Source organism: Cetobacterium sp. 2A (genome assembly GCF_014250685.1).
Taxonomy (GTDB): Bacteria; Fusobacteriota; Fusobacteriia; order Fusobacteriales; family Fusobacteriaceae; genus Cetobacterium.
The window spans coordinates 536,270-555,907 of record NZ_JACFAJ010000006.1; the positions used below are offsets into that span (position 1 = coordinate 536,270).

Below are 19,638 nucleotides of genomic sequence, written 5' to 3' on the forward strand. Positions count from 1 at the left end.
AGAGAGTGATTTTTAAGTCACTCTCTTTTCATTTTACTCTCTATTTTTTGAATTTATCCCAAAATCTTGGTTTCTGAGCATCCTTCATTCTTTTCTCTTCTCTTTGTTCCTTATGGTAATTTGACCAATTCGGATCTTTTTTCATATGTTGCTTCATCTGCTTCATATAGCTATATGTAGATTTTGCTGTCTTATATTTATATTGAATATTATTTTTTATATCTACGCAAGTTTGTCCAATCCCCTTAAAGAATCCAGTTATCTTAGAGATTAATCTTCTAAAGTGATTAAATTTATAGACCTCTTTACAGCTTGGACATCTATACTTTGCCACTTGATCGTTAATTCTCATTTTTCCGCCACATTTTGGACATTTGATTATAATTTTTTTCATTTTACACTCCTAGTTTTCTTTCTTGCCAAATTTCTTCCGTTGCTAAGGCTTGTTTTGTAAGCATCTCTTTTCCATTTTTTCCATTTTTGCTATAACTTAAAAACTTTGTTACTTCTGGATTATATATTAAATCTATTGCATTTTCAAAGTTTTCTACTATCTCTTTACTAACCGGTGATTGATCAATAGAATTTTTTCCTCCAATAGGAGTTGCATTCACAATTAGATATCCCTTTATATCTTTTAAATCTTCGTATGATCTTACATCTTCTTTTAAAAAGATTCTCTTTATATCTTTAGGAGTTCTTGAAATCAAGATTACTTTTGCTCCTAATTCTTGTAAAACTCTAACGCAAGCTGCTGCAGAACCACCCGTTCCAAGAATCACGGCCGTTTTCCCATTACAATCCAGACCCATAGTTTTAACAGTTTCTAAAAATCCATTATAGTCTGTATTATGTCCAATCAATCTTCCATTTTTAACTGAAACTGTGTTTATAGCTCCAATTTTAATAGTTAAAGAATCTATTTCATCTAAATATTCCATTATTATCTGCTTATAAGGAATTGTTACATTTATACCATGTATTCTTCCCTCTCTAAGTTCCCTTATAATATCTGGTATAGCACTCTCTGTTAAATCAAGAATCGAATATGTAGCATCTATTCCATTTTCTGAAAAGATTTTTGCATGTATCTCGGGCGAGTAACTATAACTTATCCCACGACCCAACAATCCATATCTCTTTTGACTCATTTCCAATTCCTCCTTTAAAACTTTAAGATTTGAAATTTAATACTATTTCGTCAAATTTAGGTTCTAATTTTCTAAGTTGTACTTTTGCTGACGATAGCATTCTCTTAGAAGCTATATCTGAATCTGTCCCATCATACTTATCTGAAAGATACACTATTTCAACTATTCCACTTTGAATTATACTCTTTGCACATTCATGACATGGAAATAAGTCTACATATAGAGTACAACCTTTTAGATTCTTCGTACTATTTAGTATAGCATTTACTTCAGCATGGCAAACAAAAGGATATTTAGTATCTAGAAAATCTCCCTCTCTATCCCAAGGAAAATCCTCATCAGAACATCCCATTGGAAATCCGTTATATCCAACTCCAACTATTCTTTTATCAGGAGTAACTATGCAAGCTCCAACTTGAGTCCCCGGGTCTTTACTACGCTTTGCCGAAAGAATGGCAACTCCCATAAAATATTCATCCCAATCTATATAATCTGTACGTTTCCCCATAAAATCCTCCTATCTATTTTGTAAAAATAAGTCTGCTAACACAATAGCTGCCCCAGCTTCTACAACAACTGGCACTCTAAGAGCAAAAGCAACATCGTGTCTTCCATGTATTTTTAAAGATTCAATCTTTTTTTCTGAAAAATTAAATGTATCCTGAACAACAAATATGCTAGATGTCGGTTTTACTGCTACTGTAAAATCTAAAACATTTCCATTTGTAATTCCACCGTTGACTCCACCATTATTATTACTATCTGTTTCGCCTTTTTCATTTATAAATCTATCGTTAAAAGAACTCCCTAACATTTTAACACCTTCAAACCCAGCTCCAAACTCTATTCCTTTAATACCAGGAATTGAAAACATCATGTGAGCCATAAGAGATTCAACTGAATCAAAGAATGGTTCCCCAAGTCCTACTGGAAGATTATAAACTTTACAACCTATAGTTCCACCAATAGAATCACCGGAAAGTGTCATCTCTTCTAAGTAATCTTCTAAGAGTTGTTTGTCATCTAGTTCATCCATCTTTCCAAGAGTTTTTAAAGATGTTTCAAATTTTATTCCCTCTAGAATTTTTTTAGCTACCACTCCACCAGCTACAAGCCCCAGAGTTATTCTTCCAGAAAAATGTCCACCACCTCTTATATCATTATATCCTCTATATTTAGAAGTTGCAGTAAAATCAGCATGCCCAGGTCTTGGATGAGCTTTAAAATCTTTATATACTTTTGAATCTTTATTGTTATTTCTAAAAAGAATATTCATCGGAGCACCCGTTGTATATCCATCGAAGAGTCCAGATAATATTTCTGGATAATCACTTTCTATTCTTTTAGTAGTTCCTTTGGCGCCAGCTTTTCTTTTAGATAAATCCTTTAGAAAATCTTCTACTGAAAGAGATATTCCAGCTGGAATTCCATCTATTAAAACGCCTACTCCTTCGCCGTGAGATTCACCATAGATTGAAACTCTAAAAATATTTCCAAAGCTATTCATTATAATCACCTCATTTACATTATATCATTTCTAATCCATAAGTTAAAAAAAAAAAAGAAATTTAGAGTTATTCTGTATAACATCGGTAATACTATTTTATATTGGTATTTTTATCTTCAAGGGGGGAGTTTCATGTTTATCAATAAGAGAGGATTGGAAATTTTGTCTTTTTTTTCTAATGGTTCAAAACACACTTTAAAAGAGATTTGTGCAAAATTTAGTTGTAGCTCCAGAATGATAAGATATGACATAGATAACATAAATTATATTTTAAAAGGTAATAATTTAAATATGATTCAGAAAAATTCTTATAATCAATTATATTTGGACATAAGTTTTAAAGATCTTTCTAAAATTATATCTGATTATAGTAATCTTTCTCCAGAAAATAGAGTTTTTTATATCCAATTAAGAATTCTTTCAGAAAATAAAATAAGCGTTCCAGAGTTATCAAAACATTTGGAATTTAGTAAAGAAACATTAAAATTTGATTTACGAGAAACGAGTAAACTTTTAAAAAGCTCTGGTATTCTAACGACATATTCCTCACCTAGTGAACTTATGCTTATAGGAGAAGAAAGAAGTATTCGTCGTCTACTGATGGAAACTCTTTTAAAAACTACAAGTTTAAATTTCTCAAGTTTGGAGCAAGATTTAAAACGTTCTATTCAAAACTGTTTAAAAGTTGTGTCTCCATTTAAATTAAATGAGATTTTAAAAAAATTTGAAACAGAATATAAGCGTAAATTTTTGAAACGAGATTTTGACAGAATATTTTGTATCCTGTGTTCGAATGTTTTGAGAGCTGAATTTATAACTGAAAATTACGAATTGGGTTTAAAACCAAAATTTGAAAGTGTTCATGCTGAAATTAAAAACAATTTCTTAGATATCGGTATTAAACTATTTGATTATGAGATTGAAAGTATAAGAGAAATTATCATTGATAATCACAGAAGTTTTAACAGAGATAAGTTATATATAAAAACTAAATTTTTTATAGAGAGTCTAAAAGCAAGAACCCATTTTAACTATAATTTTTCAGATTCATTTATTGAAGGATTAGCTACACATATCGGAGAAACTCTCCTAAGAAAAGATAAAATCGCAATTTTTTCAAAAGCGACTGAAAAAGAAGACTCTAAATTTTTCCACCATTTAAGAAATACATTATTAGAAATTTTCCCGAACTACCCTGAAGAGGATGTCGCATACGTGTATTCTGTATTCAAGGACCCTCTGACAGACTTCATCTTCCAAAATAGTTCTTCCATCCATGCGGTACTCGTTACAAACAACACATCTCTCGCTCGTTCTATGATAGTAAAAAACCTCAAAAATAACTTAAACATCGAAATAACTGAAATTTTACCTACATACCTTTTTGAAATTTTTGGTTCAAATAGCAAAGATAGCCTTATAATATCTACAGAACACATCAGTGATCCAGGAGATTGCAGAGTTTTTAAAGTCTCTGAAACCCTGAATCAAAGAGATGTTCAAACTATTTTATGTGGACTCTATGATCGTTTCTTTATGTAGCTAAGCCCTTCAAATAGGAATTTATTCTTTGTTAAAAGAAGTCCTAAAAGATAAACTACCATAAAGAAAGATCCAACAAATATAAGGGTCATAAAATCTCCATATAGACTGAATATATCGAGTCTATAATGACAAAAGCTAACAGCAACAGTTGCTAAAACTCCAGATAGAACTGAGAACAGTCTATCCTTTGTCATGATTTTATAATCAGCATATATAAATTTTACTCTACCAATCTTAACAAGAGATATTACAACCTCTGTTATTAGAGTTGCAAGAGCAGCTCCGTTTCTAGCAAGAGATGGAATCATGAAATAGTTAAGACCTATATTTATAAAAACACCTATCAGGGAGATATAAAGTATCTCCCTTTCTTTGTCGTTTGGCAACATTACTTGTCCACCCATAAATGTTCCTATCGCCAGGAATATAAGGGAAGGTGTCATGATTTGCATAGTTAAAATTGACCCTTCAAATCTAGCTCCCGAAAAAAGTATTGTAAGTTCTGGAGCAAGTATTATTAGAAGTGCAGTCACAGGTATCCCCATAAAAAATGCAAAGTTTATGAAAAGGTCCATATTGGAATATATCTTATCTTTATCTTTATTCTTAATAGCTCCTATTATTCTTGGAGATAAAACAGTTGCTAGAGATAAAATAACTGGCAGAACCATTCTATTCATTTTAACAGCTGCTGTATAAAGTCCAACCTCTGTATCCCCAACCATAATTCCAAGCATCGTACTATCAATACTTCCATAAATTCCAATAGTAAATATATATAGGAAAATTAGAAGAGTTTTTTTATAATGTCTTCTAAAATTTAGCTCTGCCCAGTTCCACCAAATCTGCTTTCTCTCAGTATACACATCTATAATTCTTGCAATAACTTCCGGAACCACAAGTAAAAGAGCATAAAGATAATAGTCACTTGGCTTTTTTATAAATGTGAATAAGAATCCTAATGAAAGTATTCTAATTACAAAAGATCTTATAAGTCTTCTTTTATGATTTTCTTGAACAATAAAATAGTGATTTATCTGGAAGCATTCAAATAGAACTTGAATTCCGAATATATAAAAAATTAATTTTTCAGCTGCAAATTTTCCATAGAGATTTACAACTATAACCATAAGTATCAGTGACATTATGCTACTTCCAATTGACATAACTAGCATCTCAGTATATATCTTTTTAAATTCATCAAAATCTTTGACGCTCTTAGCTCTTGAAAGTTCTCTTATTCCATAATTTGGAACTCCGAGTACCGCTAAAATTAAAAAGTACGCTACAACTCCTTGAACAAAATAAACTTTACCCAGATATTCTGGCATCAAAATCCTTGAAACATAAGGAAAAGTTATTATGGGAAATATAGTATTACTGATTATCAACATAACATTATAGAAATAATTTTTAGATACAGACATTTTTTCCCCCTAAAAAATTGTGAATTCCTAAAAAGTATAAAAAAAAAGATATACTTTCGTATATCTTGAATTATCAACAATGGCGGGAGTGACGAGGCTCGAACTCGCGACCTCATGCGTGACAGGCATGCGCTCTAACCAACTGAGCTACACCCCCAATGTTTATGGTGGAAACAACAGGACTTGAACCTGTGACCCCCTGCTTGTAAGGCAGGTGCTCTCCCAACTGAGCTATGCTTCCATATAGTGGTGCCCTGAGGCGGAATCGAACCACCGACACGGGGATTTTCAATCCCCTGCTCTACCGACTGAGCTATCAGGGCATCCTAAGATGCTTTTTACATTTGCTAGGTACTTATAAAGTAGTGGCGGAAGGCCAGAGACTCGAACTCTGAAGTCTTACGACGTCGGTTTTCAAGACCGATTCCTTACCAATTAGAATAGCCTTCCACACTTTATGGTACCCCGTAGGGGAATCGAACCCCTGTTTATAGAGTGAAAATCTATTGTCCTAACCGTTGAACGAACGGGGCAAATGTATGGTGGATCCAGCTGGAGTCGAACCAGCGACCACTCGGTTATGAGCCGAGTGCTCTAACCAACTGAGCTATGGATCCGTTGGTTTAAATGTATGGCGTGTCTGAAGGGATTCGAACCCCTGACCCACGCCTTAGAAGGGCGTTGCTCTATCCAACTGAGCTACAGACACATATGGTGCGTCATACTGGGCTCGAACCAGTGACAACACGATTAAAAGTCGTGTGCTCTACCATCTGAGCTAATAACGCGTTTTTGGAGCGGGAAACGAGGATCGAACTCGCGACATTCAGCTTGGAAGGCTGACGCTCTACCATCTGAGCTATTCCCGCATATGGTGTATTAAGTTTGTTTGGTGGCGGGGATTGGATTCGAACCAATGACCTTCGGGTTATGAGCCCGACGAGCTGCCAACTGCTCTACCCCGCGATATGTATATGGTGCCTGGGGCCGGAATCGAACCGGCACGGTGTAACCACCACGGGATTTTAAGTCCCGTGCGTCTACCTATTCCGCCACCCAGGCGTACATTGGTGAAAGCTTCGTTGCCGTTGCTTTGTCCCGCTGACATATATAATAATACCACAATTAATATATTCTGTCAACAAGTTTTTTTATTTTTTTTAAAATATTTTTTTAAATATTTTTTTGAGTTCTTGCATTATAATGTTTTGTACATTATTATTTAACTATATAGCTTTTATAAAATCTCTTCAAGGGGGCTTTAGATGAAAAAAATTATCGCTATTCTTCTATCATTTTTTTTGTTTTCTTTCGCTATGTCAGAGGAACAACCTTTGGTTGTTGGAATGGAACTATCCTATCCACCATTTGAAACTACTGATATAGATGGCAATCCTACCGGATTTTCTGTAGATTTAGCAGAAGAACTTGGAAAGTATTTGAACAGACCTGTTAAAATTGAGAATATGTCTTATTCTGGACTTATTCCATCACTGATCAGTAAAAAGATTGATATCATTCTTTCATCTATGACAATAACTGATGAAAGAGAAAAAGCTATCAACTTTTCAGTTCCATACGCTAAGTCATATCTAACTCTTCTTGTGAGCAACAAATCTGGCATTCAAAAACCTATAGACTTAAACACAAAAGGAAAAAAGATTGCTGTTAGAGGCGGAACCACTGCTCATTTAGTAGCAAGAGAATATTTTCCAAATGCTGAAGTTTTAGTATTTGATAAAGAAACAACTGCTGTACTTGAAGTTTCTCAGGGTAAAGTTGATGCTTTTGTATATGACCCTCTTTCTATCTATAGAAACTGGCAAAATTACAAATCAACTACTACACCTCTATTTGACCAGTTTCAACCAAGAATTGAATACTGGGGAATTGGTTATCGTAAACAAGATAAAGAGTTAGGAAAAAAGATAGATGAATTCATAACTAATTTTAAAGCTGATGGCGGTCTAGATAGACTTGCTGACAAATATCTTTCTGAAGAGAAAAAAGCATTCGAAGAACAGGGAATACCTTTCTTTATCAACTAACAATTTAATAAACATGGGGAGGATTTTAACTTGGATAATTTTAAAGGAAGCAGGTCTAAAAGAATATATACTTTGTCTGCGATTCTAATTGGATTTGTTTTAATACTTTTTTCTCTTTATGTATATGAAAGAGGAGAAAATGTTTTAGAGGGATTTATTAAAATAATTACATCCCCTACAGTCCTAATAACTGACTTTTTAGTTTTAGGGGGAATTGGCGCTACATTTTTAAATGCAACTCTAATATTCATATTTAACTTCACACTTATGAAACTTTTAAGAGTTAAAATGACCGGAATAGTTTTGGCCTCATTTTTTACCGTGTATGGATTCTCGTTCTTTGGAAAAAATATTTTAAATATTCTTCCAATATATGCCGGAGGAATACTTTATGCTAAATATGAAGGAATTGAATTTAGAGATATAATTGTAACTATATCTTTTACTAGTGCTCTAGCTCCGTTTATAAGTGAGGTAGCATTTAGTTTAAATGTGTTCAATGAATTCGCCTATATCAACGCCTTAGTTTTAGGGGTCCTAATAGGATTTATAGTAACTCCTCTAGCTAAGAAAATGGCTGGATTCCATGAAGGATTCAACCTTTACAACTTAGGATTTACTGGTGGGATACTTGGAGCAGTTCTAGCTTCAATCATGAAATCTTACAAATTTGTTGTGGTTCCTCAAAGAATCATATCAACAGAATTTGATGGAATATTAAAGTTTATTGCCAGTTTAACTTTTATTCTTTTAATTGCAATTGGATACTATATAAATGAGAGATCTTTCAAAGGTTATAGATCTTTACTTAAAGATACTGGACTTAGAGCTGACTTTGTATCTAAGTTTGGATATGGACTTACATTTATAAATATGGGAATTATGGGATTTGTTGCAATGGCTTATCCTATACTAATAGGAGAAACTTTAAATGGTCCTCTTCTGGCTGGTATTCTTACAATAGTTGGATTTGCAGCAGCTGGAAAACATATTCTAAATACTGTACCTATTCTCTTAGGAGTTTACCTTGCACACTTTGGTTCAAGTGATGATGGATTTATAATAGCCCTTTCAGGACTATTTGGAACGTCTCTTGCTCCGATTGCTGGAGTTTATGGAATATTCTGGGGAATCGTTGCTGGATGGCTCCATTTTGCTGTAGTTCAAAGTATTGGAATTATCCATGGTGGACTTAATTTATATAACAACGGATTCTCAGCTGGTATAGTTGCTGGATTTATGTTACCTGTTATAAACACTATAAACGAGAGACATCAAAAGGGTAGAATGAAGTTCCTAGAAAAGCAAAAACACATCTATGATTTGATTCGTCGTTCTGAAACAGATGACGAAGAAGCAAACTAAAAGAAGCAAATTACAAAATAAGGTGTATAATATAAATAGAATCAATTATTTATATAAAAGAAATAGGAGCATAAAATGAAATCAAGTAAAAAGATCACCGAATTAAAAAGAGAAGAACTAATAACGTTTAAGAGTGATGAAGAGTATTTTAAAAACTGTAAAAATGGTTCGAAACTAGAAACTACTAGAGAGTTCGATTTGGATGATGCAAGATTTACAAGACTACTTGGTTGGAAAAAAAGCAAAGATGAAAAGGATAGAATGTTCGTACAATTTACTAATAAAAATAAACCTGAAGATCAATTCGTAGTTGAAGTTATAGGGGTAGAAAAATACAACACTTTATGTAAAATCAAATTTAAACATATTCAAGAATTAGAAGAATTACAAATATCGTAAGATATTATGATAAAAGGGAGAGCTTATTGCTCTCCCTTTTCATATTAGTATTTGAAATCTCCTGACTTTCCGCCAGTCTTAGTTTGTAAATGGATACCCGAAATAAGCATTCTCTTATCCATAGCCTTACACATATCGTAAATTGTTAAAAGAGCTACGTTAAGAGCAGTTAAAGCTTCCATTTCTACTCCTGTTTTCCCAAAAGTTTTAACTCTAGCTGTAGCTAACACTGAGCTACTTTCCTCATCTATTTCAAAAGCTATATCCGCTCCTGTTATAAATAGTGGATGGCACATAGGTATCAAATCAGATGTACGTTTTGCTGCCATGATTCCAGCAACTCTTGCCACACCTAAAACATCTCCCTTACTAGCTGTCCCATTTTTTATAACCATTAAAGTTTCGATATTTGTTGTAATTTTCCCAACTGCAACTGCAACTCTCTCTGTTTCATTCTTCTCTGTAACATCGACCATAACAGCTTTTCCCTCTTTATTAAAATGAGTTAGCATGAGCCCCTCCTCCAACTAAATTTTACTTTACATAGTTTTTAAGATATATTTTTTTATAAGCTATATATGCTGTTTGGAGTTTTTCTCCAATTTGACAAAATATCTCAAAAGTATTATTTATAAGTGTATCATCTACAGTTATTCTTTTCCCCTCACGAAGATTGAAAAGTTTAACTATATCTCTTTCCATTCCATCTGGAATAGTTGTAGTAGAGTCATGTAAATAATCATTTCTAATTTTTCTTATTATATTTATAAATTCTTTTTCTTTACTTGTCATTTGAAGATTAGATTTGAATTTATCCTCTAAGAAGAAGAAATAACTATTTAGATATGGTAGATTTCTTTCTTGAATCTCCTCTATCTTAACTCCGCTATCATAAGCTACATCCTTTGTAACATTTTTAAGTAAAGTTTCAAAGGCCATATAAAGATTCATAAGAGCACTCATATAATGTATATCTTTAAATGAGTTATTGTTTATAAAAAAACAACTGCTGTACATATCAAACTCTTCTCCACTGTTCTTCGTTGATTGAAGAGCTTCACGAGATTTTGTAAGATATTCACGTAGGAATGTATCGTTCATATTATAATATCTATAAATTGTTGTTACCCTAATCTCAAAATCAGAAAAAAATCTTGCAGAACTTTCTTTTGACCTAAAAAATGGATTTGGTTCACACGGCAAAGGATTTATATGGATACACAGAGTTTCTGTATTTGTACATTTAAACTCAGGCTCCTCCACCTTTGGTTTCTTTTTAATAATATCAAATATATCTTTTATTAATGACATAAAATCACCCACAACATTTTTTGTATTTCTTTCCACTTCCACATTTACAAGGGTCATTTCTACCAATTTTTTTCTCTTTGAAGTTTCTCATTATCTCATTTGGGCTGTGTCCTTTTAAAACCCAAAGATAGATATTATTCATAAACTTCATAATTTCATCAGCTAGCTGTTGAGCCTGTTCTTTAGTTTCAGTAGTAATTTCAGAGAAAATATTTTTGAATATATCTGCTGGTACATTATCGTTTTTAGTATCAACTATAAGTCTAGCAAATCTCTTTTCACCTATTAATTTTTCTATTCTTTCCATTCCAGATAATTTCCCAAGATAGTTTCTATCTGAATATCTAAGTAGTTCTGATAATGGTAAGATATTATAGTGAAGAGTTTTCATTTTATTTATCTCTTCTATTATTTTATCAAGTTGTTCATCTTGAACATTTAAAGATGTGTATAGCTTCTTCTCTTCGTTATAGCTTAACTTTCCTTTAATCATGTAGAAGTTGTTTATAAAGTTTTCAAGTTCTTCTGCTTCTATTGAGCTCTTTAAACTTTTTTCTAAGACCATTCTTATGTCTTCTAAACTGATTACACCGTAAAAGTTTACTATAGCTTTAACAAGCTTTGCCTTTCTCTCTATTTTCTCAACCACATCTTTGTTCTCTTTATTCTGTACAAATCCTGCTACTCCTTCAATCATTTTATCCTTTAGTGCAGATTGAGGCATTTTAATTTCAAATATTGATAAATTATCAAGCAGTTCTTTTTTAGTAAGTTTTTTTAATTTTTCTCTTAATTTCAAGTTTTTCACCCTTCTTCTTATAAATTTTTATACCAGTTCCAAGCTGTATCTATTATAACAGACACATCTGTATATGTTGGTTGCCATCCTAGAATCTCTCTAGCTTTTTGACTTGAAGCTACAACTGCTGCTGGATCTCCAGCTCTTCTAGGAGTAAATACTGCTTTAACTTCTTCACCAGTAACTTTTCTTGCTGATTCCAACATTTCAAGTACTGAGAATCCATTTCCATTTCCTAAATTGTAGATTCCACTTATATTTTCTTTAAGTACAGGCAGAGCCGCTATATGTGCTCTAACTAAATCTACTACGTGGATATAATCTCTTATTCCAGTTCCATCTGGAGTATTGTAATCATTTCCATATATCTCAAGTTGCTTTCTTTCCCCTTTAGCTACTTGAAGTAGAATAGGGATAAGAGCTGTAACGCCTTCACCTTTTTGTCCAATGTGGTGTTTTTCATGAGCTCCACCTACATTGAAATATCTAAATATTGAGTAATTTATTCCAAAAGCTTTTGCAGAATCTATTATTATTCTTTCCGCCATAAGCTTACTAGCACCGTATGGATTTATTGGATTTGTTGGATATTCTTCAAGAACTAATCCATCACACTTAACCTCTCCGTATACTGCTGCTGTTGAAGAAAATACTATATTTTTTACAGAATATTTCTTCATCATCTCTAAAACATTCATAACTCCATAAGTATTATTTTCATAATATTTAAGAGGTTCATCTACGCTTTCTCCAACTTTAATATATCCTGCAAAATGCATAACAGCATCTATATCATTTTCTTTAAACACTATTTCAAAGCTCTCTGGTACTCTTACATCTCCCTTATAAAATTTAGCACGGCTATCAACTAAATCCATATACCCGTTTTCTAAATTATCTAAAACTATAACTTCGTATCCTGCATCTAAAAGTTCTGCTGTAGCATGACTCCCGATATATCCAGCTCCACCCGTTACTAAAATTTTTCCCATTGTAGCCCCTCCAATGTTTTAATTATCTTTAATTGTATAATATACTGTTGATGTTTTCAATAAAATTATTAACATAACTTGGATTAAATACGCTCCTATAACTCCCATAAGTCCAAAAGCTTTTAGTAGTGGAAATAGAGCCACTAAATATATACCATTAGCTACAAGTATTATAACAGTTTCTTTCTTAACATATCCCTTTGCCAAAAATAGGGGATGAATCCCTATAAATGTTATGGCTATACCCTTAGCTATAAGATAAAAATTTATAGCTGTTTTATAGTTTAGTATAACACTTCCAAAGAATTTTCCTAAAATATAAAACCCAACTGTATTTAGACCAATTAGAATAAGTATTACCCCAAGCCCTAAAAGTCCCGATATCTTATAAAGCTTTTTATACATCTGTTTACTTCTTCCATCTTTTATCTCATTACAAAAGTATGGATATAAAATTTGGTAAACTGGAGTAGCAACCTTATCTAAGACAAGTGCCACAGTTTTACATATTTTGTATATTCCAAGCTCTTCCAAAGATAGATACTTTCCAACCAAAAGATTATCCAAATACTGAATAGGAATATCTAAGCTTGAATTTAGATTTGTAAAGCAATTGAATTTAAAAAACTCTTTATCAAATTTAGAATGAACTTTATAAAAATCTAAAATCCCTCTTTTTTTAAGCTCTCTAAGAGCATAAAAATTTAGTAGCCCCGATGAAAACACTGTAGAGATAGCATATGCTCCAAGAAAATATAGAGTATCTTGCTTTAGAATATATCCAGCCCCTAGTAGAATAAAGTTCACGATTCCACCTATTGCCCTTTGATTTCTAAGAGCATCAAATCTATCGTAACTTCTTAAAATTCCAATCGGAGTTCCCTGAATATTAAAGACCATATACATACTAAAAATTTGTAGCATCACAATTTGAACATTTGTAAATTCGTAGAAGTTCCCAACTATATTCTTACAAATATTTAAAACTCCAAAAGCTATAATCGCAGTAATTATATCCTGTAAATAACTAAATTTTATAAGAGATTTCAACTCTTCTGGATTATCTTTTCTCTCTGGAAAAAACTTTATAAACCCTTGCCAAGATTGAAAATTAAAAATACCATCAAATAGACCAGCTATACCTTGTAGCAAAACTATAAAACCATACTTTTCCATTCCAATCCCTTTGGTTATAAATGTCAAAGATATGATTGAAAGAACCGAAGCTATTGCATCCCCTGAAAAGAGGCTAATAAAACTTCTAAATATTCTATCCTTTAATATATTTTTCATAAACTGTCCTCACTGGTTCCAATAACTTTGTAAATATCAAAGTATCTATTACCATTTTTTTCCAACCTCTATAGCTCTTAAATTCTAAAAAGTATAGCTTTTTCTTTTGACCGTGCCAGCTCTTTCCCCACCAATGTATCCCATGAGTATTTTCAGTTATACAAGAATATGAAAACTCTTCAGTGAAATGGTACGGATAAAAATAATCAGGTGGATATAATTTTACATCCAAATCAGAATTTGTATCTAGGACATGCTGTAAAATAGCTGGTATCGTATAGTGTGGTGAATTCCAAATCTCCCCTTTATAAAACTCTAAACTTTTTAATATGAAGGGATGATTTTTAACAGCTCCTATTATTCCAGCACTCACTTCATGTTCGCTCTCTTTTCCTAAAAAAACAAAATTATCTAAAAGATCATCAAGTGATTTTATTATTTGCATATCGGTATCTAAGTATATTCCACCTTCTGATGCTAGAACTTGCAATCTAAAGTAATCAGAAAGAAAGGCCCAAAGTCTCTCCTCGTAACATTTTTTTAGAAAACTATTGGATTCTACAACCTTGTAAAAATCAAGATTTTCCTCATTCCACTCTATTATTTCATACTCAGGAAGTTTCTCTCTCCATGAGTTTATACATATATCCATAATATTTGGTCTTGTCCCATTTCCCAACCAGATATAGTGAAGTTTCTTGGGTATCATACTTTTCCCACCTTTTCTCTTAAAATTTTGGAGTCTTTTGCTGACAATCTATCTCTTTTCCCATTTTTCTTCTGATTCTATTTGCAAGAGATGGACTTATAAAAACAAGTAACTCCTCTAAATTTAAATTTTTATAAGCTTTAACAGCTCTATAAAGTCCTCTATATTTTTTCAGTTTATTCTTATAATCTCTTCCAGAATTAAAATATCTATAAAGTATCACTTTATAAAAACTTGGAATTAATTTCGAAAGAGCTTTTTTTCCATATTCATCAGTGTGATAGTATTTATCTAAAAGTCCATAGCAAATTGTTTCTAGTGAGTCCATGCTTCTATCTGATACAACACTCATTATACTACCCTCTCTTTGTCTATAGTAGTAAAAACATATATCTAGATACTGCACTCTTTTAGCAGCTAGATATACTCTCGGAGTGAAATCACTATCTTCATGTAAAATTCCCTCTTTAAAGAAAAGATAATTTTCTAAAATGAACTCTCTTCTGTAGAGATCATCCACTACCTCCTCTCTAAAACATTTTTGCTCCTCAAAAAGAAGATTGAAAAACTTTGTTCCCCTAAGTATTTTAGATTTCTTTACAAGGTCAGAACGAAAAAGTGGTTCACTTATTTTTCCGTTCATATAATATCTCATATTTCCAACTGCTACATCCAGTTTTGATTCTTTTGCAATTTTGACAAACAGAGCAAATTCATCAGTTTCTATGAAATCATCACTATCTATAAAAGCTATGTATTCACCAGTCGCAGCTCTTATTCCAGCATTTCTAGCTGATGATAACCCTCCGTTTTCTTTACTCACAACCACAGTTACATCTGGGTATTTTTCTGCGTAATGTTTAATTATTTTAGGGCTAGAATCTGTCGATCCATCATCCACTAAAATGATTTCTTTTTCTATTCCATGCAAAGAGTAGAGAGTATCCAAACACTCCCTCAGATATAGTTCTACATTGTATATTGGAACTATTATGCTCAACTCCATAATTTCTCCTCATATATTTCTATTATAATTTTTTCATCAAACTCTTTTTCCATCTTTTCTCTACCATATCTACCCATCTCTTCTAGTTCTTTTTCATCTAGATTCAAGATTTTAATTATGGCTTTAGCTAAAGCACTCACATCTTTTGGAGGAACTAAATATCCATTTTTACCATTTTCAACTATCTCACGACATCCTGTGACATCAGTTGCTACAATTGGTTTTTCCATACTTGCTGCTTCCATTAAAACTTTAGATATACCTTCACGGTACGATGGTAAAACAACCATTGTAGAGAGGTCTATTATTCTAGGAACATCTTTTCTATGCCCAAGATATGTAAGAGTTCCCTCCTCTACATATCTACTCATAGTTATCTCATCAATTCCATTTACACCCTCTCCACCGAGTGCACCTAGAAACTGAAATTCAACATCTGGATAAGTTTCTTTTACGATTCTAGCTGATTCAACATACTCATAAAATCCCTTATCTCTAAATGCACGAGCTATCATAAGTACAGTTTTTTTAGATTTATCCTTTGGAATATTTAGCTTTTTAAATCTTTCTAAATTTATTCCTTCACCTGGTAAAACAAAGATTTTATCAGCTTTTACAATTCTATTTTCTACCAGTTCTTTCTTATCATCTGAATTTAAAACCCAAACTTCCTTTGGAAATTTAAGTGCAAATCTGTACATAGCTTTAGCCACTTTAGCTATTGTTCCACCAGCTACAAATGAATATCCAAGTCCTGTTAGAACTGCAATAGATGGAACTCCTGCTATTTTACAAGCTATACTTCCGTATATATTTGGTTTTATAGTATAATGGAAAACCATATCTGGTTTCTCTTTTTTATAAATCTTTGTCAGCTGAAGCATAAGTTTTAAATCTTCAACAGGATTCATCCCTCTCATATTTAGGTCTATCGGGATATGTCTTATTCCAAGTTCTTTTTCAAAATCTATTCTTTTATCTTTTGGTGCAACAACTATAATTTCATTACCCTTATCTTTTAGAGCTTTTATAACACCGTATCTAAATATATAGATATCCCAAAGCACATTCGCTGTAAATATTATTTTCATTTTTCCTCCTAATATTGGAGAAGAAGCTCTCTTCCAGTTCCTTCATCCACTTTCCCACGAGCTTTAATAACTTTTTCTAGATTACTCTCATATGTTTCCTCTTCAAGTTCATATAGTATATTCTCATAAGGATAAGCTATCTTAACTCCTGAAAATGAGATGTGATTATAGAATCTAAATATAGCAAAGAAAAAGGCAATTCCTAAGAAAATGGATTTCACCAGTTTATTTTCTGTGATACTTGGAAGTTCACTAAGTATAAACCATACACTGTAAACAAAGAGTATTCCTAGCCTCACTGAAGCTATCGAAAGTTCATTTGTAAATAGAAATATTGCTACCCATATGTAGAGACTATTTTGAATTATTCTATCTCTACTATAAAGAAAAGCTAAAAGAAAAAGTACTACCCTTTCAGAGTAAAAAATATTAAATTCATTACTAAATCCATTTGGTATCACAGAAACATAATTTTTTCCGATTTGTCCCATCTGCTCAATAATTTTTATTAAAAATTTCATATCCATAAGATAATATATATTTCCTAAAATAAAAAATGAAAGAATAATCTTTCTATTCAGTTTTAGTGGAAGAATGAAATACATGGGAAGATAGACCAGAGCTGAACTATGAAAACTTATTGCAACTAGATTTAACAGTAAAAATTTTATAGGTTTTCTATGCTCTATATATTGAAGTGACAGTAAAAATAAAAGTATGGACTTTAAATTTCTAAGAAGATCAATTTCCATTGGAATACCCTGAATTCCAAAGAACATCAGCAGGGTAAGTATTGGATAATTTGACCATCTTTTAAAAATAAAGTATATGAAGATAAAGTCCACCAAGCTATTTACAAAGATAAAGAAATGATAATTTTTATATAACAAACCTGTCAAATTATTGAAAAGCATATATCCAGGTTCATAAGTATAACTGTTTTCCATGAATGTTGGATAATAGAAATACCAATCCCATCCAACAAATCCCCTAAAGCCAAAAAATAAAACAAGTACCCCTAAACAAAGTTTATAGAGTCTTGCTTTTCTTATTGTGTTTTCTGAAAAAACGTCATAAACCGAACTGAGTACAAGACCCAGTAAGATTATCCAGTATATAAGCATTGCATCACCTATTTCATCAGTTTTTTATATAGTGCCACATATTTTTTAGCTGTTGTTTTTATACTGAAATGATTGCTTCTCTCTATTCCAGCTTTACTTATTTTATGATATTTCTCTCTGTTTTCAAGTTCAGTTATCTTCTCATATAAATCATTTACATCTCCTAGCTTAAATAAAAGACCTCCGCCTTCTACAACCTCACTAAGACCTGGAACATCTGTTGCTATTGTTGGTATTCCAGATGCCATAGCTTCTAGAGCTCCAATTCCAAACCCTTCATAGTTAGAAGATTGAATAGCTATATCATGAGTTTTAAATAGTTTTGATATTTCATCTGTGTATCCTAAAAACATAACTCTATCTTGAAGACCAAGTTGCATAACTTCTCTTTTTACACTCTCCATAGTTTCACCGTCTCCAGCAAAAGTTAGAGTATAGCTCTTAGGTAATTTTTCAAGAACTCTAACTACAGTCAGATGGTCTTTTGAACGGTGAAATCTTGAAACCATTATAAGTTTTTTAACTTCTTTTTCTTTAAGATTTATATCTCTAACTCTTCCTCTAAAAGCTAGAAGTGAGATTCCATTTTCTATTACTGTCATTTTACTTTTGAATTTACTTCCAATCCAATTTAAAAGTTCCTCTTCTGTTGCCTTTGAAATACAAACAACTTTATTATATTTCGAATAAATCCATCTATCTATATGTCTGAAATACTCTTTCCCTCTTCTACGATTGCTTGTGCTATGCTCTGTTGTAATATATACTCTTTCTTTTTTCTTATCCAGAGTACGTGCTCCAGCAGTCCAAATCTGTGCATGTGTCAGGTGAGAATGAACTATATCAAAATTTTCTCTTCTTATTAAACCGCTAATCTCTAAAATATTTCTATAGCTCTTCTTATTTCCAATTATTGTATGGTGAATAAGAATTCCCTTCCCTTTGAAGCTATCTAAAAATATCTCACCCTTTAAATCCAAAATTAGAAGATGAATCTCATTTCCTCCTATCTTTTGCTCAGGTAAAAGCTCCGTTAAAAGTTTTTCTGCTCCTCCGAGTTCAAGAGAGGTAACTATATGTAATATTTTCATTTATCCTATCCTCCTGTAAAAAGTGGCTTGCCAGTATCTAATAAAAAACTTTACCTTCTGCTTAAAAGGTATCTCTTGGTCCAACATAAATTTATAGTATAGTTGGAACCCTTTTGGATTTCTTTTCATAAGTTTTTTAAAATTTTCAGTATATCCATCATTTAAGTATTCAAAATAATATATACCAGTATCCACATATCTAAGTTTATATTTAAGGCCAATACTGTTCCAAACATACCCTTCGGGTACAAATTTTTCTTCATCAAATTCTGGGAACGGGTATCTCTTCATAATACATGTCTTTATAACTTCTGCCTTATCCCCACCAATCCCAAGTTTATAGAAGACCTCTATGGGATTAGAATCATATTTCTTAGATGGTAACGGCGCTCCAGCTATTGCATTTAGAGCTATGTCAACTTTTCTAAACACCATACCTCCAAAATGTTTTGGAAGTCTTGTACTCACATCAGCTATAGTTTCAACAGCTTTCAAATCCAAGTAATCGTCGCTATCTAAAATCATAAAATATTCGCCTTTAGCAAGTTTTACACCTTCGTTTACAGCTCTCATTTTCCCACCATTTCCAACTCTTTTTATGGTAACTGGAAAATCTGCTATCTTTTTAAATCTTTCTAGCATTCTGTAACTATAATCAGTAGATCCATCATCGACTACTACCCACTCAAAATTTTTATAAGTTTGACCAAGTAAACTATCAAAAAGTCTCGGCAACGTATGAATTCTATTGTAAGTTGGTGTAAATATTGTGACTAACAT

General features: G+C 32.2%; 20 protein-coding genes and 11 tRNA genes. 4 read left to right on the forward strand and 27 right to left on the reverse strand.

From position 1 onward, the window contains the following. Positions 1–40: 40 nt before the first annotated feature. From H3N56_RS06450 to aroC, 4 genes are read right to left on the reverse strand one after another with little or no spacing between them, the layout of a single operon-like run. Positions 41–394, reverse strand: a complete 354-nt coding sequence (locus H3N56_RS06450; RefSeq protein WP_185880418.1) for a hypothetical protein — start codon at positions 392–394, stop codon at positions 41–43. A gap of 1 nt (position 395) precedes the next feature. After that, the gene (locus H3N56_RS06455; RefSeq protein WP_185880419.1) at positions 396–1,151 is read right to left on the reverse strand and encodes a shikimate dehydrogenase; all 756 of its coding nucleotides are present in this window, start codon (positions 1,149–1,151) and stop codon (positions 396–398) included. Between the two features lie 22 nt (positions 1,152–1,173). Beyond that, complete coding sequence (locus H3N56_RS06460) at positions 1,174–1,659, reverse strand: dCMP deaminase family protein (RefSeq protein WP_185880420.1); 486 nt, start codon at positions 1,657–1,659, stop codon at positions 1,174–1,176. Positions 1,660–1,668: 9 nt separating this feature from the next. Next, positions 1,669–2,658 (reverse strand): chorismate synthase, encoded by a 990-nt coding sequence (gene aroC / locus H3N56_RS06465; RefSeq protein ID WP_185880421.1) that lies wholly within the window; start codon positions 2,656–2,658, stop codon positions 1,669–1,671. Between the two features lie 132 nt (positions 2,659–2,790). Here aroC and H3N56_RS06470 point away from each other — a divergent pair, with 132 nt between their 5' ends. Continuing rightward, positions 2,791–4,200: a helix-turn-helix domain-containing protein gene (locus tag H3N56_RS06470; RefSeq protein ID WP_185880422.1), complete on the forward strand. Its 1,410-nt coding sequence runs from the start codon at positions 2,791–2,793 to the stop codon at positions 4,198–4,200. Here the strand turns inward: H3N56_RS06470 and H3N56_RS06475 are convergent. From H3N56_RS06475 to H3N56_RS06530, 12 genes are all read right to left on the reverse strand, one after another. Further along, on the reverse strand, positions 4,179–5,630 hold the full coding sequence (locus H3N56_RS06475) for a flippase (RefSeq protein ID WP_185880423.1): 1,452 nt from the start codon (positions 5,628–5,630) through the stop codon (positions 4,179–4,181). The genes H3N56_RS06470 and H3N56_RS06475 overlap by 22 nt on opposite strands. Before the next feature lie 80 nt (positions 5,631–5,710). Further along, a tRNA-Asp gene (locus H3N56_RS06480) sits at positions 5,711–5,787 on the reverse strand. Positions 5,788–5,795: 8 nt separating this feature from the next. Next, a tRNA-Val gene (locus H3N56_RS06485) sits at positions 5,796–5,871 on the reverse strand. A 6-nt stretch (positions 5,872–5,877) separates the two neighbouring features. After that, positions 5,878–5,953 (reverse strand) — tRNA-Phe (locus tag H3N56_RS06490). 43 nt (positions 5,954–5,996) lie between these two features. Further along, positions 5,997–6,080 (reverse strand) — tRNA-Ser (locus H3N56_RS06495). An 8-nt stretch (positions 6,081–6,088) separates the two neighbouring features. Then, positions 6,089–6,163: transfer RNA gene (locus H3N56_RS06500), tRNA-Glu, on the reverse strand. Positions 6,164–6,170: 7 nt separating this feature from the next. Next, positions 6,171–6,247: transfer RNA gene (locus H3N56_RS06505), tRNA-Ile, on the reverse strand. A gap of 15 nt (positions 6,248–6,262) precedes the next feature. Further along, positions 6,263–6,339, reverse strand: a tRNA-Arg gene (locus H3N56_RS06510). A gap of 3 nt (positions 6,340–6,342) precedes the next feature. Then, positions 6,343–6,418: transfer RNA gene (locus H3N56_RS06515), tRNA-Lys, on the reverse strand. 5 nt (positions 6,419–6,423) lie between these two features. After that, positions 6,424–6,499 (reverse strand) — tRNA-Gly (locus H3N56_RS06520). Positions 6,500–6,520: 21 nt separating this feature from the next. After that, positions 6,521–6,596: transfer RNA gene (locus H3N56_RS06525), tRNA-Met, on the reverse strand. A 9-nt stretch (positions 6,597–6,605) separates the two neighbouring features. Further along, positions 6,606–6,692: transfer RNA gene (locus H3N56_RS06530), tRNA-Leu, on the reverse strand. Positions 6,693–6,895: 203 nt separating this feature from the next. Between H3N56_RS06530 and H3N56_RS06535 the strand changes: the two genes are divergently transcribed. From H3N56_RS06535 to H3N56_RS06545, 3 genes are all read left to right on the forward strand, one after another. Further along, on the forward strand, positions 6,896–7,678 hold the full coding sequence (locus H3N56_RS06535; RefSeq protein ID WP_185880424.1) for a transporter substrate-binding domain-containing protein: 783 nt from the start codon (positions 6,896–6,898) through the stop codon (positions 7,676–7,678). A gap of 30 nt (positions 7,679–7,708) precedes the next feature. Further along, a complete protein-coding gene (locus tag H3N56_RS06540; RefSeq protein WP_185880425.1) occupies positions 7,709–9,043 on the forward strand; it encodes a DUF1576 domain-containing protein in 1,335 nt (444 codons plus the stop codon). A 75-nt stretch (positions 9,044–9,118) separates the two neighbouring features. After that, positions 9,119–9,442, forward strand: coding sequence for a hypothetical protein (locus tag H3N56_RS06545; RefSeq protein ID WP_185880426.1), 324 nt, complete (start codon positions 9,119–9,121; stop codon positions 9,440–9,442). A 44-nt stretch (positions 9,443–9,486) separates the two neighbouring features. Here the strand turns inward: H3N56_RS06545 and moaC are convergent, their stop codons facing one another. The 11 genes from moaC to H3N56_RS06600 are packed head-to-tail and all read right to left on the reverse strand — an operon-like array spanning position 9,487 to position 19,638. Further along, complete coding sequence (gene moaC, locus H3N56_RS06550; RefSeq protein WP_185880427.1) at positions 9,487–9,954, reverse strand: cyclic pyranopterin monophosphate synthase MoaC; 468 nt, start codon at positions 9,952–9,954, stop codon at positions 9,487–9,489. 22 nt (positions 9,955–9,976) lie between these two features. Next, entirely contained in the window at positions 9,977–10,753 is a 777-nt protein-coding gene (locus H3N56_RS06555; RefSeq protein WP_185880428.1) for a hypothetical protein, read from the reverse strand. Between the two features lie 4 nt (positions 10,754–10,757). Then, entirely contained in the window at positions 10,758–11,552 is a 795-nt protein-coding gene (locus tag H3N56_RS06560) for a YecA family protein (protein WP_185880429.1), read from the reverse strand. Positions 11,553–11,569: 17 nt separating this feature from the next. Beyond that, the gene (galE, locus tag H3N56_RS06565; RefSeq protein WP_185880430.1) at positions 11,570–12,544 is read right to left on the reverse strand and encodes a UDP-glucose 4-epimerase GalE; all 975 of its coding nucleotides are present in this window, start codon (positions 12,542–12,544) and stop codon (positions 11,570–11,572) included. Between the two features lie 18 nt (positions 12,545–12,562). Further along, the gene (locus H3N56_RS06570) at positions 12,563–13,837 is read right to left on the reverse strand and encodes a lipopolysaccharide biosynthesis protein (RefSeq protein WP_185880431.1); all 1,275 of its coding nucleotides are present in this window, start codon (positions 13,835–13,837) and stop codon (positions 12,563–12,565) included. After that, positions 13,815–14,546: a glycosyltransferase gene (locus H3N56_RS06575; protein WP_185880432.1), complete on the reverse strand. Its 732-nt coding sequence runs from the start codon at positions 14,544–14,546 to the stop codon at positions 13,815–13,817. Before H3N56_RS06575 ends, H3N56_RS06570 begins: the two co-directional genes overlap by 23 nt. Positions 14,547–14,565: 19 nt before the next feature. Beyond that, on the reverse strand, positions 14,566–15,552 hold the full coding sequence (locus H3N56_RS06580; RefSeq protein WP_185880433.1) for a glycosyltransferase: 987 nt from the start codon (positions 15,550–15,552) through the stop codon (positions 14,566–14,568). Beyond that, entirely contained in the window at positions 15,543–16,643 is a 1,101-nt protein-coding gene (locus tag H3N56_RS06585; protein WP_185880434.1) for a glycosyltransferase family 4 protein, read from the reverse strand. The genes H3N56_RS06580 and H3N56_RS06585 overlap by 10 nt, the downstream gene beginning before the upstream one ends. Before the next feature lie 8 nt (positions 16,644–16,651). After that, on the reverse strand, positions 16,652–17,767 hold the full coding sequence (locus tag H3N56_RS06590) for an EpsG family protein (protein WP_185880435.1): 1,116 nt from the start codon (positions 17,765–17,767) through the stop codon (positions 16,652–16,654). Positions 17,768–17,775: 8 nt separating this feature from the next. Continuing rightward, positions 17,776–18,858 carry a glycosyltransferase family 4 protein gene (locus tag H3N56_RS06595; protein ID WP_185880436.1) on the reverse strand — a complete coding sequence of 361 codons (1,083 nt, stop codon included), beginning with the start codon at positions 18,856–18,858 and terminating at the stop codon, positions 17,776–17,778. Beyond that, positions 18,859–19,638, reverse strand: coding sequence for a glycosyltransferase family A protein (locus H3N56_RS06600; RefSeq protein ID WP_185880437.1), 780 nt, complete (start codon positions 19,636–19,638; stop codon positions 18,859–18,861).

Coding starts and splice junctions, on each gene's coding strand:
- H3N56_RS06570 (WP_185880431.1), bottom strand. CDS start 13,837: ATGAAAAATATATTAAAGGATAGAATATTTAGAAGTTTTATTAGCCTC.
- H3N56_RS06595 (WP_185880436.1), bottom strand. CDS start 18,858: ATGAAAATATTACATATAGTTACCTCTCTTGAACTCGGAGGAGCAGAA.
- H3N56_RS06555 (WP_185880428.1), bottom strand. CDS start 10,753: ATGTCATTAATAAAAGATATATTTGATATTATTAAAAAGAAACCAAAG.
- H3N56_RS06535 (WP_185880424.1), top strand. CDS start 6,896: ATGAAAAAAATTATCGCTATTCTTCTATCATTTTTTTTGTTTTCTTTC.
- moaC (WP_185880427.1), bottom strand. CDS start 9,954: ATGCTAACTCATTTTAATAAAGAGGGAAAAGCTGTTATGGTCGATGTT.
- aroC (WP_185880421.1), bottom strand. CDS start 2,658: ATGAATAGCTTTGGAAATATTTTTAGAGTTTCAATCTATGGTGAATCT.
- H3N56_RS06475 (WP_185880423.1), bottom strand. CDS start 5,630: ATGTCTGTATCTAAAAATTATTTCTATAATGTTATGTTGATAATCAGT.
- H3N56_RS06470 (WP_185880422.1), top strand. CDS start 2,791: ATGTTTATCAATAAGAGAGGATTGGAAATTTTGTCTTTTTTTTCTAAT.
- H3N56_RS06575 (WP_185880432.1), bottom strand. CDS start 14,546: ATGATACCCAAGAAACTTCACTATATCTGGTTGGGAAATGGGACAAGA.
- H3N56_RS06460 (WP_185880420.1), bottom strand. CDS start 1,659: ATGGGGAAACGTACAGATTATATAGATTGGGATGAATATTTTATGGGA.
- H3N56_RS06450 (WP_185880418.1), bottom strand. CDS start 394: ATGAAAAAAATTATAATCAAATGTCCAAAATGTGGCGGAAAAATGAGA.
- H3N56_RS06585 (WP_185880434.1), bottom strand. CDS start 16,643: ATGAAAATAATATTTACAGCGAATGTGCTTTGGGATATCTATATATTT.
- H3N56_RS06545 (WP_185880426.1), top strand. CDS start 9,119: ATGAAATCAAGTAAAAAGATCACCGAATTAAAAAGAGAAGAACTAATA.
- H3N56_RS06590 (WP_185880435.1), bottom strand. CDS start 17,767: ATGCTTATATACTGGATAATCTTACTGGGTCTTGTACTCAGTTCGGTT.
- H3N56_RS06580 (WP_185880433.1), bottom strand. CDS start 15,552: ATGGAGTTGAGCATAATAGTTCCAATATACAATGTAGAACTATATCTG.
- H3N56_RS06455 (WP_185880419.1), bottom strand. CDS start 1,151: ATGAGTCAAAAGAGATATGGATTGTTGGGTCGTGGGATAAGTTATAGT.
- H3N56_RS06600 (WP_185880437.1), bottom strand. CDS start 19,638: ATGTTAGTCACAATATTTACACCAACTTACAATAGAATTCATACGTTG.
- galE (WP_185880430.1), bottom strand. CDS start 12,544: ATGGGAAAAATTTTAGTAACGGGTGGAGCTGGATATATCGGGAGTCAT.